The sequence below is a fragment of the Clostridium sp. 19966 genome, from assembly GCF_032335695.1.
GTDB lineage: Bacteria > Bacillota > Clostridia > Clostridiales > Clostridiaceae > JACTOJ01.
The window spans coordinates 45190-60636 of sequence record NZ_JACTOJ010000027.1; the positions used below are offsets into that span (position 1 = coordinate 45190).

12 protein-coding genes, 1 pseudogene and 1 other annotated feature are annotated in these 15447 nt (G+C 32.1%); of the genes and pseudogenes, 6 read left to right on the top strand and 7 right to left on the bottom strand.

Annotation, left to right across the window (positions count from 1 at the left end; translation table 11 throughout):
* The first annotated feature begins 165 nt into the window (after window positions 1–165).
* The gene (locus IAI10_RS20535) at window positions 166–1983 is read left to right on the top strand and encodes a beta-L-arabinofuranosidase domain-containing protein (protein ID WP_315675180.1); all 1818 of its coding nucleotides are present in this window, start codon (window positions 166–168) and stop codon (window positions 1981–1983) included.
* A 185-nt stretch (window positions 1984–2168) separates the two neighbouring features.
* Here IAI10_RS20535 and IAI10_RS20540 read toward each other — a convergent pair whose 3' ends face one another.
* The gene (locus tag IAI10_RS20540) at window positions 2169–3002 is read right to left on the bottom strand and encodes an AraC family transcriptional regulator (RefSeq protein WP_315675181.1); all 834 of its coding nucleotides are present in this window, start codon (window positions 3000–3002) and stop codon (window positions 2169–2171) included.
* Window positions 3003–3095: 93 nt separating this feature from the next.
* Window positions 3096–3296 (top strand) — a binding site (T-box leader).
* 47 nt (window positions 3297–3343) lie between these two features.
* Here IAI10_RS20540 and leuS point away from each other — a divergent pair.
* On the top strand, window positions 3344–5791 hold the full coding sequence (leuS, locus tag IAI10_RS20545; RefSeq protein WP_315675182.1) for a leucine--tRNA ligase: 2448 nt from the start codon (window positions 3344–3346) through the stop codon (window positions 5789–5791).
* Window positions 5792–5864: 73 nt separating this feature from the next.
* Window positions 5865–6191 carry a HesB-like protein gene (locus IAI10_RS20550; RefSeq protein WP_315675183.1) on the top strand — a complete coding sequence of 109 codons (327 nt, stop codon included), beginning with the start codon at window positions 5865–5867 and terminating at the stop codon, window positions 6189–6191.
* 36 nt (window positions 6192–6227) lie between these two features.
* Here the strand turns inward: IAI10_RS20550 and IAI10_RS20555 are convergent, their stop codons facing one another.
* Window positions 6228–7019 carry a GTP pyrophosphokinase family protein gene (locus IAI10_RS20555; RefSeq protein WP_315675184.1) on the bottom strand — a complete coding sequence of 264 codons (792 nt, stop codon included), beginning with the start codon at window positions 7017–7019 and terminating at the stop codon, window positions 6228–6230.
* Window positions 7020–7183: 164 nt separating this feature from the next.
* On the opposite strand from IAI10_RS20555, the gene IAI10_RS20560 reads away from it, so the two are divergent.
* Complete coding sequence (locus tag IAI10_RS20560; protein ID WP_315675185.1) at window positions 7184–8056, top strand: DUF2225 domain-containing protein; 873 nt, start codon at window positions 7184–7186, stop codon at window positions 8054–8056.
* Window positions 8057–8112: 56 nt separating this feature from the next.
* Here the strand turns inward: IAI10_RS20560 and IAI10_RS20565 are convergent, their stop codons facing one another.
* From IAI10_RS20565 to tyrS, 4 genes are all read right to left on the bottom strand, one after another.
* Entirely contained in the window at window positions 8113–8802 is a 690-nt protein-coding gene (locus IAI10_RS20565) for a metallophosphoesterase (protein WP_315675192.1), read from the bottom strand.
* A 4-nt stretch (window positions 8803–8806) separates the two neighbouring features.
* On the bottom strand, window positions 8807–9073 hold the full coding sequence (locus tag IAI10_RS20570) for an EscU/YscU/HrcU family type III secretion system export apparatus switch protein (RefSeq protein ID WP_315675186.1): 267 nt from the start codon (window positions 9071–9073) through the stop codon (window positions 8807–8809).
* A gap of 8 nt (window positions 9074–9081) precedes the next feature.
* A complete protein-coding gene (locus IAI10_RS20575) occupies window positions 9082–11157 on the bottom strand; it encodes a hypothetical protein (RefSeq protein WP_315675187.1) in 2076 nt (691 codons plus the stop codon).
* A 288-nt stretch (window positions 11158–11445) separates the two neighbouring features.
* A complete protein-coding gene (gene tyrS, locus IAI10_RS20580; RefSeq protein ID WP_315675188.1) occupies window positions 11446–12669 on the bottom strand; it encodes a tyrosine--tRNA ligase in 1224 nt (407 codons plus the stop codon).
* A gap of 256 nt (window positions 12670–12925) precedes the next feature.
* On the opposite strand from tyrS, the gene IAI10_RS20585 reads away from it, so the two are divergent.
* Window positions 12926–13753 (top strand): RMD1 family protein, encoded by an 828-nt coding sequence (locus tag IAI10_RS20585; RefSeq protein WP_315675189.1) that lies wholly within the window; start codon window positions 12926–12928, stop codon window positions 13751–13753.
* Window positions 13754–13782: 29 nt separating this feature from the next.
* Here the strand turns inward: IAI10_RS20585 and IAI10_RS20590 are convergent, their stop codons facing one another.
* Window positions 13783–14868: a sensor domain-containing diguanylate cyclase gene (locus IAI10_RS20590; RefSeq protein WP_315675190.1), complete on the bottom strand. Its 1086-nt coding sequence runs from the start codon at window positions 14866–14868 to the stop codon at window positions 13783–13785.
* A gap of 378 nt (window positions 14869–15246) precedes the next feature.
* On the opposite strand from IAI10_RS20590, the pseudogene IAI10_RS20595 reads away from it, so the two are divergent.
* Window positions 15247–15414 (top strand): annotated as a pseudogene (locus tag IAI10_RS20595) (zinc-ribbon domain containing protein); the annotation flags it as partial.
* Between the last annotated feature and the right edge of the window lie 33 nt (window positions 15415–15447).

The window sequence follows — 15447 nt, forward strand, 5'->3', positions numbered from 1 at the left end:
GATGAAAGCATTTTAAATTATATAAAGATTTATTCTGTCTTTTTTAAATACATCTATATTTTCCACCTATTATATGTCTTTATCTACCGACATTATTTAATTGTTTAATTAAAATAGACTTGTAAGGAACTTTCAGAAAACTAGGATAATTATGAGGTGAAAAATATGTTAAAACCAATTGATCAAAAAAACGTAAAGCTTTTACCAAGTATCTTCAAAGAAAGATATGAATTGAACCGCAAATATCTCTTGAGCTTGAAAAATAATAGCTTACTTCAGAACTTTTATTTAGAAGCAGGAATCATATTGCCTGGACTTCAAGTGTTGCATAATCCAGATACCGATGATATATTTTGGGGCTGGGATGCTCCAACCTGTCAGCTGAGAGGTCATTTTTTAGGACATTGGCTATCAGCTGCTGCTTCCGTATTTGTTATCGATGATGATTATGAAATGAAAGCAAAGCTTGATAAAATAATTGATGAGCTGAAAATGTGCCAGGAATTAAACGGTGGTGAATGGGTTGGTTCCATACCTGAAAAGTACTTTAATAAGCTAGAACATTCTCAACATGTGTGGTCACCACAATATGTAATGCATAAAACGCTTATGGGTCTAACCCACTCCTATATAATAGCAGGAAATGAAAAAGCATTATCAATTATTGACAAACTAAGTGATTGGTATATTCAATGGACCGATGATATGCAAAAAAAGAATCCACATGCTATCTATAGTGGTGAAGAATCTGGTATGTTAGAGATATGGATCACCCTTTATGAGGTAACAGGTAAAGAAAAATATCTTGAACTTGCAAAAAGATATAGCAATCCAAGAATTTTCCGTGATTTAGAGGCTGGACGCGATACCTTAACTAATTGCCATGTGAATGTCAGCATACCTTGGGCGCATGGAGCTGCAAAGCTTTATGAGGTGACAGGCAATGAAAAATGGAGAAAAATTACGGAAGCGTTTTGGAAGAACGCCGTGACAGACCGTGGATATTACTGTACTGGTGGTCAAGGTGCCGGTAAATATTGGACGCATCCTTTCAAGCTTGGTCATTTTCTAAGCGAAACTACTCAAGAATTTTGTACCGTATATAATATGATAAGATTAGCTTCCTATCTCTACAAGTGGACAGGAGATACCTCTTATGCCGATTACATTGAACTTAACTTATATAACGGCGTACTTGCTCAACAAAACATGGAAACTGGAATGCCAACATATTTTCTTCCATTAAAATCTGGAGCCACTAAAAAATGGGGAAGTGCAACTAGGGATTTCTGGTGCTGCTATGGAACTATGGTGCAGGCTCAAGCTATGTATAACTCACTGATTTACCTTGAAGATAAGGATAGACTTATCGTAAGCCAATATATACCTTCGGAAACAAACTGGGACTATAACAATACCAATATCAATATTGCACAAACCATAGATATGAAATCATATAATGCCCTTGCTCTCTTCGATGAAAGAGATGAAAGTCAGATGTCTAGATGGTTGCTTAAATTCAAGGTTAGTGCGGAAAGAAATGAAAAATGCACTCTTTCTTTCAGAGTACCTAAGTGGGTTAAAGAAAAACCTACATTGACTATTAATGGCAAAACAATTGATGATTTACAAATAGAAGCTGGGTATATTAATATTCATAGAGAATGGTCAACAGATGAAATAAAAATATACTTTCCATGCAAAATAGAAGCAAGTCCGCTGCCAGATATGCCTGACACATATGCGTTCATGGAAGGCCCCATCGTTTTGGCAGGTATATGCGATGGAGAAAGAAAACTATATGGTGATATTAATAAGCCTTATGAATTCCTAACCCCACAATATGAACATACTTACAGAATATTGCCATGGAAGCAAGGCTGTTATAAAACTTTTAACCAGGAACAAACCATCAAATTCATGCCTTTATATGAAGTTACGAATCAAAAATATACTGTTTACTTTAATGTATCTGCAAAATAATTAAATAAATTGCCCATCTTTATCTATATATCATAATCACAGAGAAATGATATGAACAGAATAAGATGGGCAATAAAATTACAAAGTATAATTCTATATATGTAGACATTAGTAAAGGCGCAGCAAATCATATAATTCTTAATTTATCATTTTTCTAGTAAATGCTTTCTTATACTGTGAAGGTGTTATTCTATTCCCTCAATTTTCTTAAATAGCTTCATAAAATATTTTTCATCCGAAAAGCCGCATGAATAGGCAACTTCTTTAATCGATATGTCATAATTCATCATAAGTGACTTAGAACTATCGATTCTTGTTTTATTAATAAAATATTTGAAAGAATGATTTGTAGTTTTCTTTAATAATGATGATAAATAATCTGGATTATAACCAAATTCGTTGGCTATGTCAGTTAGAGTGATTTCTTTATAGTAATTTGCTTTAATCCAATCTATGATTCTAGCTATATTATAAGGTATAGAATTGCTGCTTTTATGCTGCATTTCAATAAATTCCTGAGATATCTCCATTGCCAAGAAACTAAGTGCATAGTCTAAAATCTGATTTGAATAAATCATTTCCTGTCTTGATAAATCTAGAAGTTGATTTAATAATAATGGAGCTCTTTGTGTAAATGAAACTTCTCCCTTCTCTGGCATGATATAAATATTTTTTGTTGAATCTTCTTCCCTTTGTTTCAACATTTCAACTGCAAAGGTTTCCTCTGTCATTACAGTAACTTGTTCATTTATCAAAAAGTGAACCCAAAGATAAGATAATTTTCCTTCAGATGGCCTGTATCCAAAGTGTTCTTCATTTGCTTTTAAAAATATGTATTGATTGGGGCCAACTTGGAAATTAACACCCTCTTGTGAAATATATAGAGTTCCTTCCTTAACCATAATCAATACATTCATATCAAAGCAGCGTTTATGATGCAGAAAATTATTCTTACTTATCAAGTTTCCACACCAAACATATTTTAGTGAGCAAGAAGCATCTGATAGAAAATATCTCATCTACGTATATACCACCTTTATTATTATTTGTAATAATTGGCATTCAAAGCTTGACGTCAGCTCTATTATATCTTATAATATATTAAAATTCTATATTTTGCGTTGAAATGGAGTAGTAATGTAAATATAGCTTAAGAGAGCTGCTGGTTGCTGTGAAGCAGTGCTAATATGACATGAACTCGCCATGGAGCTTGTTTGGCATTAGTCAAGCACGGTATTAACCGATACAATTTCAAGCGAGGCTTTATTTAAAGCCTAATTAGAGTGGTACCACGGATGTCCTTCGTCTCTTTCTTAGACGAAGGGCTTTTTTATTTTATATAAGCAAGGAGGAAAAAAATATGGCAAAATACAATACAAAAATTGATGAAAAATGGCAAAAAAAATGGGAGGAAACTTCTCTTTATAAATTTGACGAAAACAAACCTGGCAAAAAACTATATGTATTAGAAATGTTCTCCTATCCTTCCGGCGCTAAGCTTCATGCAGGACACTGGTTCAACTATGGTCCTACAGATTCTTGGGCTAGAATGAAAAGGATGCAGGGCTTCAATGTATTCCAGCCTATGGGTTTTGACGCTTTTGGGCTTCCTGCAGAAAACTATGCTATAAAAACAGGAATTCATCCTAAGGATTCTACTTTGAAAAATATAGAAACTATGGAACAGCAGCTAAAGTCCATGGGTGCTATGTTTAACTGGGAGCATGAGGTTATAACCTGTATGCCTGATTATTATAAATGGACTCAATGGCTTTTCTTAAAGCTTTACGAAAAAGGATTGGCTTACAGAAAGAATGCTCCTGTAAATTGGTGCCCTAGCTGTAACACTGTTCTTGCTAACGAGCAGGTTTTAGATGGAGCCTGCGAGAGATGCGGAACAGAAGTTACAAAGAAAGACCTTACTCAATGGTTCTTCAAGATTACAGATTACGCAGATGAGCTTATAGAAAAGTTAGATGAATTAGATTGGCCTGAAAAAACAAAAACTATGCAAAAGCATTGGATTGGAAAATCTATTGGCTCGCAGGTAACTTTCAAAGTTGCTGATTCTTCACTTTCCTTTGATGTATTCACTACAAGAGTTGATACCTTATTTGGTGTAAGCTATGTGGTTCTTGCTCCAGAAAACCCACTAGTAAATGATTTAACTACTGAGGCGTTTAAGGAAGCGGTAGAAAAATATAAGAATGAGGCAAAGAAACAGAGCGATATTGAAAGGCAATCATTGACAAGGGAGAAAACCGGTGTATTTTCAGGTTCCTATGCTATAAATCCTATAAATGGCCAAAAGGTTCCTATATGGATTGGAGATTATGTTCTAGCTACCTATGGAACAGGTGCAGTAATGGCAGTTCCAGCTCATGATGAAAGAGACTATGCCTTTGCTAAAAAATATGATTTACCTATTGAAAAGGTAGTTGATGGAGGCAGTGAAGAATTATTCACGGAAGATGGAGTGCTTGTAAACAGCGGTGATTTCACAGGGTTTACCTCTGCTGAAGCTAGAGAAGCCATAGTTGAAAAGCTTACTTCACTTGATCTTGGATCTAAGAAAGTAAATTATAGATTAAGAGACTGGTTAGTATCAAGACAGAGATATTGGGGCGCTCCTATACCTGTAGTTCACTGTGAAAAATGCGGTATAGTGCCAATACCTGAAAGTGAATTGCCTGTAACTCTTCCTTACAATGTAGAATTTACACCAGATGGAAAATCACCTCTTGCAAAGAGCGAGGAATTCATGCATACTACTTGCCCTCACTGTGGAGGTCCAGCTTTGAGAGATCCTGATACCCTAGATACATTTGTATGTTCTTCCTGGTATTATTTAAGGTATGTGGATAATAATAATAGCGATATACCTTTTGACTCAGAGAAAGTTAACAAGATGCTGCCTGTAGACAAATATGTAGGTGGCCCGGAGCACGCATGTATGCATTTATTATATGCAAGATTTATCACAAAAGCTCTAAGAGATATGGGATATGTTAATTTTGACGAGCCTTTTAAATCTCTTACACACCAAGGACTTATATTAGGACCTGACGGACTTAAGATGAGTAAATCAAAGGGAAATACTATATCTCCTGATGATTATATCAAACAATATGGTGCAGATGTATTCAGACTTTATTTGATGTTTGGTTTTGCTTATTCTGAGGGCGGAGCTTGGAGCGATGATGGTATAAAATCTATAGCTAGATTTGTTGATAGAGTTGAAAGAACCATGGATAGCTGCATAGAAATAATTAACTCTGTGGAAAGCAGCAATCAAATTGGAAAAGCAGAAAAAGAACTGAATTTTTGGAGACATACAGCTATAAAGGGCGTAACTGAGGATTCAGAAAAAATGCAATTCAATACAGCCATAGCTAGAATAATGGAATATACTAATGCTTTTTCAAAATATTTAGCAGAGGAAAAAAAGAATGCTGATTTTCTAAAAGGATGTACAGAAGACTATATAAAGCTTCTAGCACCTTTTGCTCCACATTTTGCAGAAGAAAATTGGAGTTTAATAAATCCTTCAAAGGATGATAATTACTCTGTTTTCGACACTACTTGGCCAGTTTTTGATCCTTCAGCTCTTATAAAGGATGAAGTTGAAATAGCAGTACAGATAAACGGGAAAATAAAGGCTAAGGTGATGATTGGAACTGATATGACTGAAGATGAAATAAAAGAGACAGCTTTAGAGACTCCAGAGGTTAAAGCTCTTACTGAAGGAAAAACAGTAGCCAAAGTAATTGTTATAAAGGGAAGACTTGTCAATATAGTTGTAAAATAAATCCTTGCTTTTTAAAAGAAAATAGGCTATTATATTGATAATACTTTTCAATTAATATAGGTGGGTGATGAAAATGGAAAAAGTTACTATAAGTCAAGATGCATATACTGAATTTAAGTCATTTTTAGATGAAAATAATATAGATAAATACAGCATTAGAATTAACTATGCAGGCTCTAGCTGCAGCGGTCCTGTTTTTAATATATCTGTTGATGATTCTAAGGAAAATGATATAGTAGAAAAGCATGAAGAGGTTTCTTTCTTAGTGCAATCAGATTTAGTAGATGAATTTGGTGGCTTCATTATTCTTTCAAGCGAAGAAAATGAAGGCAGAGGCCTTTCTCTTAGACCTCTTATTGCACCAGAAGGCGGCTGTGCTTCTTGCCAGGGCTGTCACTAAAACAGAGGCAAAAAAAGCGGCAAATAGCCGCTTTTTTTAATCCTTATATTTATCTATAGCCTTTGAGGTTAATTCTCTCAGATTATTGAGCTCCGATACCTCTCCTTCTTCAATGAGCTTATTAAGAATATTTTGATATCTTATAGATTCACTAAATTTACCCATAGAAGAAAGCATCAATATATTATTCATAACGTCAGAGATTAAATCTGACTTAACTTCAAAAAGCTTTTGAGCATCCTTTATTTCATCCTTTATCTCAAGCATTTTTTCATCTAATTGAAAGGCTGCATCTGCTGCAAATTTTAGTTTGTCCTTAACATCTTGAGGAATATTCTGCTTATATTTATAATTTAAGGAGTGTTCTATAGTAGCCCAAAAATTCATAGCTAAAGTTCTTATTTGAAGTTCTGCTAATATTTCTTTAGGGCCTTCCGCCATATTTAGCGGATACTTTATTATCATGTGATAGCTTCTATATCCGCTTAATTTAACATTTGCTACATAATCTTTTTCATACAAAACCTGCATGTCTTTTCTTTCTCGTATAATCTCTACCACTCTTGTTATATCATCAACAAATTGACACATGATTCTTATGCCTGCTATATCTTCCATCTCATACTGAATCCTGTCCATTGGTATATTAAACTTATTTGCTTTTTCTAATATGGAGGATATCTCCTTGACCCTTCCGGTAATAAATTCTATTGGGGAATATTCATTTTTTCTTCTATATTCTTTTCTTATACTTCTAAATTTAACTTTCAGTTCTTCAACTGCTTGTTCATAAGGAGTCAGAAATGTTTTCCACTCTTTTATTGCCATATAAACCACCCTTAATAATTTTTGTCACCACTATATTATACCAAAAAAGAAGCCCTATAAAAAATTATTTTATGGACTAATGTAAAAAACATATTTAATTTGATTTTTTATGTTTGCATACATTATAATATTATTATATGTCGAATAAATCAAGAGGTGTTATTATGAGCTTAGAAGACAACAAACGACAAATATTTTCCGGAATAGAACATTTAGGCTTTGATAATGTCAAGGAAGTAAATTTATATAAAGAAAAAGAGGAAATAAAAAAAGAAATTAAGATTGACGAAACCGCTAAAGATTTATCTTTGCTTTATGATAAAGAATTAATATGTCCTGTATGCGGCCACAGATTTAAAGCAAAATGTGTTAAAATAAATTCCTACAGAGTTGAAGGTAAGGAAAGTGATTTTCACATATTATACTCAAGAATTAATCCTTATTTTTATGATGTATGGATTTGCGACAGCTGTGGATACGCTGCAATAAAAAAAGATTTTTTAGCTATAAGAGAATACCAGCTAAATAAAGTGAAAGAAAATGTAACTAAAAAATGGCGAGGAAGAACTTACCCTAAAATATATGATTTGGATATAGCTATAGAACGTTATAAGCTTTCATTATTCAACTATATGGTTATAGAATCCAAAAGCAGCAGTAAAGCAATGAATTGCTTAAAATTATCCTGGATGTATAGATTAAAAAATGATGTAGAAAATGAAAATTTATTCTTGAAGCAGGCCTTAGATGGATTAAATAATGCTTATTATAATGAAGATTTTCCTATTTATGGCATGGATAGGTTTACTACCATGTACTTAATCGGCGAACTTTACAGGCGTCTAGAAAATTATGATGATGCAACCTTGTGGTTTAGCAATGTGGTAACTGGAAAAGGATCTTCTCCTAAATTAAAAGAAATGACAAGAGCTCAGAGAGATTTAATAAAAAAAGAAGTTGAGCAACCTCAGGAAGAAGAAGCTGTCAATAATGAAAGTAAAAAAGGCGGTATTTTTAAGTTTTTTTTAAGGAAATAAATTTATTAGCATAAAGCACCCCAAATGCCAATTTGATATAGCATTTGAGGTGCATTTTATTCTATTATAGTAATTGGATCAAAATTTATGTAATCACAGGAGGTTAATAGATACTCTGTGCCATTCATGCTTCCGCTTAATATATTATGATTAAAAGGACCATGCAGATGTCCATAAATAACCTTTTCCACTTCATATTCATTAAATATTTCCGTAAAACCAGATAACTCAAATCTGTCATTAGTAGGCGGATAATGAATCATAGCTATAAATTTGGAATATCCTGCTTTTTTCGCCTCCTCCAAGGAGAGCCTTAATCTTATCAGTTCCCTATCATATATTTTTCTATCTTTTTCTTTAAAATAGTCTCCTCCTGGGCATAGCCATCCTCTGCTGCCGCAAATTGCATAGTTTTCATATGTGAAAAAGTTATTTTGTATAAAGTTCATTTCACTAAACATGGAATTAAGCTTGGATATGCTCCCCCACCAATAATCATGGTTGCCTTTTATCAGTATTTTTCTACCAGGCAAGGCATGTATCCATTGCAATTCCTTTATCCCGTCTTCCATTTTCATGGACCAAGATATATCACCTGCAATTAGTACTGTATCTTCAGCCTTTATCTTGCTAACCCAATTCGCTTCTATTTTTTCATGATGTCTATACCACTTATCTCCAAAAATATCCATAGGCTTATCTTCACTTAGAGATAAATGTAAATCTGATATTGCATATAATGCCACTTTATCACCTGCCATCCACTAATTCATCTAAATCTACTACATAAGCTATTATCTCTGCTATTGCTTCGTATAATTCTGGCGGAATGCTATCTCCAATATCTACATTTGTAAGCAAATCTGCTAATTCTTTATTTTCAACTATTGGAACATCACTCTTTTTTGCTTCCTCCAAAATTTTATCTGCTAAAAATCCTATGCCTGTAGCAGTAACAATAGGCGCTTCATAATTTTTTTCATATTGAAGAGCTGCCGCTTTTTTTCTCTTATACATTTTTCCACCTATACCATAACATTTATTTTATTTAAGCTGCCATCGTTAAAAAATTCTCTGCAGTTAACTAGATTAAATTCTTCCTCTTTTTTAGAGATGCTTATGCTTATATCATAACCATTGCTATTAATTTTATTTTCTAGTTTTGTCTTAGTACTTTCAAAAATATTTTGCCATTTATCCAGGCATTTTATTTCTATTTGCATCTTTTTATCTCTTACCGTTACAAAGCTATCTATACTTCCCAGATTTTTAGTGGAAATAGTAAGCGCAATTTTTATGTTTGTAGAATCTAATTTTTTACCGCTTTTTCTATCATCCTTTATTATCAATTTGCAGGGATAGTTATTATCATAGAATTTAATTGGCATATCCATATAATAATATTGATCAGAAATAGTATTATATACCTTTATGTCATTAATATTTCGCTTTATCTCGTTGAATATGCTGCTATATTCTGATCTATCTTTTAATGTACTTGAATTAACAATTTTCTCAACTAATTCTTTAACAGCTGAAAATTTCTCTTTCATTTCAGCTATTACATCTTCCCCATTTAAAAGTTGAATTTTATTAGTTACTTTACTGCTTTGATATTTAATGGATGTAGGATTATCTAACTCTATACTTTCCTTTAAATCACTAAGCAATTTAACAAGCTCATGTTTTGAAGCATTTATATTTGTAGTGTTATTTACTTTGTCTATTATTTTATTTAATGCTTTGCTAACATTGCTGCTTTTATCTATATTCATACTTTTTATATCAGTTATTATTTTTTTTATATCATCAAAATTCTGAGCACTGCCACTGCTATTTAATTTTTCAGTCAAACTATCCAAATTCTTTGCGATAGACTGAACATTTTTGCTAACTTCAGAATTTCCGCTAGCCGCAACCTCATCATTCATTACTACCTTTTGCAGTATATTTTCAATATCCTTATCCTCTAATTCTATATTACCCTTCATGGCATCTTCAAATATATTTTTTATACTGTTTATAGTCTTCTCATAATTCACCCTGCTGCTGCTTTGAGTATTATCTTGTATTACCTTATCTAGCTGCTTTAATATCTCATTATTATCCTGCTGCTTCAATACATTTACTGCATGGTTTAAATCGCTTTTGCCTATATTACTTTTCTCCAATACATCGGATATTATATTCTTAATATCTATGTTTTTCAAATCTATTTTTTCTGATGCAATTTTATCTATTAAATTTGTTATAACCGTTTTGCTGCTATTAGCCGATTCGCTGTTATTAGCTGCTTCGCTTAGTTTAGCGCCTTTAGAGCTTAAATTAGACTGTACAAATTTATTATCAGGAATATCCGCTTCCTTATAATTAAAACTCATCTCTTCATTCTTAGACAGAGTATTATCTAAATTTTTTATGCTTTTATTTATGCTGCCTTCTTCTTTAACTATGGCTTTAAAGCTTTCTATGTTTTCAGAATTAATATCTATTCCATTCTCTATCATAGAAAGTAAATCCTTTGAAGACATACCTTGCAAATCATCAAAAAACTTAGTTAATATTTTCTCCATTTGCTGACCCTCAGGACTATCAATATCTATACCTTTTGATGCAGCATATTTCAAAATAAAATTCTGTCCCTCATTCTGACCATCATCCTTCAATTTAGCTATAAAATCCATTAAAGACTTAACCTTTGAAATATTTTCTCTGCTAAGTGTTATTCCATGGGAAAGCATATCCTTTAAAATATCTTCATCAGCGCTGGTCAATCCATTTTCACTGATTATCTTTGTGAAGGATTCATCATCTACTGCTTCCTCCTTACTATTATTGACCATTTTTAATATTAATTTACCATCTTCAAAACCAACCACCTGCAATTTTACAAGTTTATCTGGTAAGTTTTTTATTCCATCCTCTATTTCTGCAGTAAACTGCCAGCCATCAGGCGTTCTTACTGTGATCTCATTAGAATCGCTTTTTTTATCGACAATTTTAGCTGAAAAACTATCCCCTAATTCAAAATTAAGCTTTCCAGAGATTTTTTTATTATCCGTAGTTGTATATACTTTTCCTATTCCTAAATTTCCATTCATTTGCGCGCCTCCTTCCCTTTTCAATAAAACTATATAAATGTTTTATCTCCATGATTTTTTATATTAAAATTTTCATATCGCCGCAAAATACTTATAGTAATTATTATATCGTACTTTTTTATAGGATTCTTCATACAAAATAAAATTTTTATGCAATATTAGATTCCATTTTTCATAAGACATATAAACATTTTTTTAAAACGCAGCCTACTAATATTAAAGCCGCTTCAAATAAAGTTTAAAACAAAAACTTTTGTTTTTTCCTATTTGAAGCGGCTATCATAGTTGTTATTTTTCAATAACTATTCTATTGTAATTTTTCTTACCTCTTTTTATAAGTGCAAAGCCTTCATTAAAGTCTTCCTTAGCAAGTATTCTATTAAAATCAGTAACCTTCTCCTCATTAATAGAAAGTCCATTTTGCTGAATAAGTCGCTTTCCTTCTCCTTTGGATGGTATTATTTTATTTTCTAGCAGTACATCCAAAAGAGCTTTCCCTAAGTCAGTTTCTTTTATTTCACAGGTTGGAACGTTCTCCATATTCCCATTTCCACTGAATAAAGCTTCTGCAGCTAACTGAGCATTTCTAGCATCTTCTTCGCCATGCACAAGCTTTGTAACTTCATAGGCTAAAACTTTCTTAGCTTCATTTATAGCTGAATCCTTAAGAGCACCTAATCTTCTAACCTCATCCATAGGCAGGAATGTCAAAAGTGCAAGACACTTTTCTACGTCGCTGTCATTAACATTTCTCCAGTATTGATAAAATTCATAAGGAGAAGTTTTTTCTCTATCTAGCCAAACTGCTCCTTTTTCTGTCTTTCCCATCTTCTTGCCTTCACTATTTGTAAGAAGTGTAAAAGTCATACCATAAGCTGGTTTAGCTTCTTTTCTTCTTATCAAATCAACTCCAGCCAGAATGTTAGACCATTGATCGTCTCCGCCCATTTCCATTACGCAGTCGAATCTTTTATTAAGTTCAAGGAAGTCGTAGCCCTGCATAAGCATATAGTTAAATTCTAAGAAGGAAAGCCCTCTTTCTAATCTCTGCTTAAAGCATTCTGCTGTAAGCATCTTATTTACAGAGAAATGAACGCCTATTTCCCTGATAAAGTTTACGTAGTTAAGCTCCATCAGCCATTTAGCATTATTCTCCATTACAGCTTTTCCTTCGCTGAAGTCTACAAATCTAGACATCTGCTTCTTAAAGCATTCACCGTTATACTCTATCTCTTCTCTGGTCATCATTTTTCTCATATCGCTTTTGCCTGTAGGGTCTCCAATCATAGCTGTGCCGCCGCCTATTAGGGCTATAGGTCTATGTCCAGCTCTCTGCATGTGAGCCATAACCATGAGCTGAAGAAAATGTCCTACATGTAAACTGTCCGCAGTAGGATCAAAGCCTATGTAAAAAGTTATTTTTTTATTTTCCAGTATCTCTTTAATTTCTTCTTCATGAGTAAGCTGCTTTATATATCCTCTTTCAGATAATACGTCATAAACACTTGCCATATGTAATTCCTCCAAATTTTTATATTAGATTCTGTTTAAAACAGAGCCAATTATTAAAACTTATCATATTTTATATATTTTCTTCGTATAATCTATACATATACATGCATAGACTATTTTAAATTATATATTCAATCCTTTAATTTATCAACCAAAATATAGATTTTATGCATTACATTTTACTAATATAAGAGTTCTATGCTAAAATAGTAATTGTAGATTTAAATGATGTAAATCTATGAAAGGAGGTAGTGCTATGGAAACCCGTCAATTTAAGGCTATGGTATTATCTAATGAAATAAATTTAAATAATATTGCTCTGCACTTCGGAATTAATAAAAAATTCAAATGGGAAGACGCTTTATTACTTTCCGAAAGTTATTTAAAGGGCATAATACGTGAGGTTGATGAAAAATCAGTATACATATATTCTTTTGGTGCTCTAGTTTTTATTAATATGGAATATCATGAAATTCAAGATATAATAAATTATATTAAAAACATAGATGAAAATTTAAAAAATAATATGCCTACACCATATATGGACGAATATAAGCTGGAAGTATCCCCAGAATATGAATACATGCTTTACAATGATATCATGACTTGTAATGAATTGAAGCCTTACTATCAAGATATTTTAGCCCTCATCTTATCTAAATCCACTTCTCTTAGAAAAATAGAAACAGATATAGATAAACTATTGGACAGCATAGAGGATATAATTAAATACTTGGAATCAGGTAAATTCAATATGTCTGATGAGCAGATTGCAAAGACATCAGCTAAGATTCTTCGTTTTAAATATAATACTATATCATATTTAATGCTTTTAGATAAGCCACGTTCGGCCTGGAATAATGAAGATATAGAAAGTTTTTATATGGAAATGGTATCCTTATTCGAAATCAATGAAAGATATGAAAAATTAAAACATAAGACCGATATGTTGGAGGATATAACCGAGGTTTTCTCTTCCTTGACTCATGAAAAACGAGGAACCCGATTAGAAATAATGGTAATAATACTTATTCTTTTCGAACTTTTAATATCAATAATAGAATTTACATTTAAATTTAAATAAAAAGAGAGTAGCTCACTCTCTTTTTATTATTATCTGTTTATTTTCATATGGGAAGAAATCACCTTGTTTCTTCCATTAAATTTTGCTTCATACATCATAGCATCAGCACAGTTTATAATCTCATCTAAGGAAAATCCGTCCTGCGGATAAAAGCTAATACCAAAGCTTGCAGTTACTCTGCTGCTTTCTCCTCCAAAGTTTATAGTATTATTTTCTATCTTATACCTGATACTGTCAATCATACGGTACAACTTATCATAGTTTTCTGCATCTCTTATAAATATTACTACCTCTTCGCCGCCATATCGAGCTATGATTCCATTTTCTCTAATTCCTTCATTTACAATTTCTGAAGTAACTTTTAAGGTTTCATCCCCAAATTGATGACCATACTTATCATTGACTTTTTTAAAATGATCTATATCCATCATGACAACTGCTGACTTAATATTAGGGTTGTTAGCAATCTCAGAAGAAACTTTTTCAAAAAAATATCTTCTGTTATAAATGTTTAGCAAAGGATCCGTAATAGACGCTTCTCTAACTTTATTGTAAAGAACATTATTTTCAATAGCTATTGCAATTTGATTAGCTATGGAATATACAAACTTTATATGATCTTTACTAAAATAATTCCAAAGAGTATGTTCAACGATAATATATCCAATGTATTTATCTCTAAGTTTTATAGGCACACCTAAAATAGAATGTATCTCATTATCATAATCTGATTTATACACAGGAATTTTACTATTTATAACAAAGGGTTCACCAGAGTTTAAGGAGTTTATTCTTTCATCCTCAAAATAATGATATAATTCCGGTTTCTTATTAGATGCCTTAACTTCTGCTGTTTTTCCTACATTCATATACACCGATGAATAGGTAGCTCCCAATATTCCAATTATCATGTCATTTATCATTGGAATTAAATTTTCATCTCCTAAATAAGAGTTTATGTACTTACTTATTTCCACTACATTAGAAACAGCATCTAAATTTTTTTCTAATAAGTTATTTCTATTTATAAGCATTTGGAGTTTTTCTTCAGTAAAATTCTGATATACCTCAAACTCCTGTTTTAATTTTTCGTACTTTTCCTTATAATCTTCCATACCTAAAAACACCCCAAATACAAGTTAATTAACTTAAAACCTATAATAAAATTTTAGGTACATCAACGCAAGAATAATTTTCTTACGTCAACCTCCATAAATATATCTCTCATCCTATAATTTTTATCTACAAAACAAAAACAAGGATTTCAACTCTTCTATTTTATTTATACCTATGGTATAAAATCCTTGAATAATTATTTAAATTCTTTTATTACATCACAGGTGGACTTTCATAATGCCATACTAATACATATATAATATTAAATTATTTTTTCAATTTAATCAATATTTAGTTCATTATTAAAAGTATAAATTTTGCTCTATATTATTATTGAAAATTTAATATGTTCCGCTATAATGTATTTGAGTAATTTAAAAGAAAAGGGCTTTGATAACGAGCCTGTTAGATGCCCTAAATGCAGAAAAGCAAGAAAAACTCAAAGAAACAATAGAGAAAATAGATTCAATCATAACCACCGGCTTAGCCGGTGGTTTGCTCAGCCCTATAAGGGCCTATTACTGGCTGGGCTGAAAGCCCTCTGAATCAGTCTGCCAATCGCATATTTTCCCATGCAG

Bases quoted from the DNA above. Each gene is read 5' to 3' on its own strand.
- IAI10_RS20575 (WP_315675187.1), bottom strand. From the start codon at position 11,157: ATGAATGGAAATTTAGGAATAGGAAAAGTATATACAACTACGGATAAT.
- IAI10_RS20535 (WP_315675180.1), top strand. From the start codon at position 166: ATGTTAAAACCAATTGATCAAAAAAACGTAAAGCTTTTACCAAGTATC.
- IAI10_RS20590 (WP_315675190.1), bottom strand. From the start codon at position 14,868: ATGGAAGATTATAAGGAAAAGTACGAAAAATTAAAACAGGAGTTTGAG.
- tyrS (WP_315675188.1), bottom strand. From the start codon at position 12,669: ATGGCAAGTGTTTATGACGTATTATCTGAAAGAGGATATATAAAGCAG.
- IAI10_RS20585 (WP_315675189.1), top strand. From the start codon at position 12,926: ATGGAAACCCGTCAATTTAAGGCTATGGTATTATCTAATGAAATAAAT.
- IAI10_RS20570 (WP_315675186.1), bottom strand. From the start codon at position 9,073: ATGTATAAGAGAAAAAAAGCGGCAGCTCTTCAATATGAAAAAAATTAT.
- IAI10_RS20555 (WP_315675184.1), bottom strand. From the start codon at position 7,019: ATGGCAATAAAAGAGTGGAAAACATTTCTGACTCCTTATGAACAAGCA.
- IAI10_RS20560 (WP_315675185.1), top strand. From the start codon at position 7,184: ATGAGCTTAGAAGACAACAAACGACAAATATTTTCCGGAATAGAACAT.
- IAI10_RS20540 (WP_315675181.1), bottom strand. From the start codon at position 3,002: ATGAGATATTTTCTATCAGATGCTTCTTGCTCACTAAAATATGTTTGG.
- leuS (WP_315675182.1), top strand. From the start codon at position 3,344: ATGGCAAAATACAATACAAAAATTGATGAAAAATGGCAAAAAAAATGG.
- IAI10_RS20550 (WP_315675183.1), top strand. From the start codon at position 5,865: ATGGAAAAAGTTACTATAAGTCAAGATGCATATACTGAATTTAAGTCA.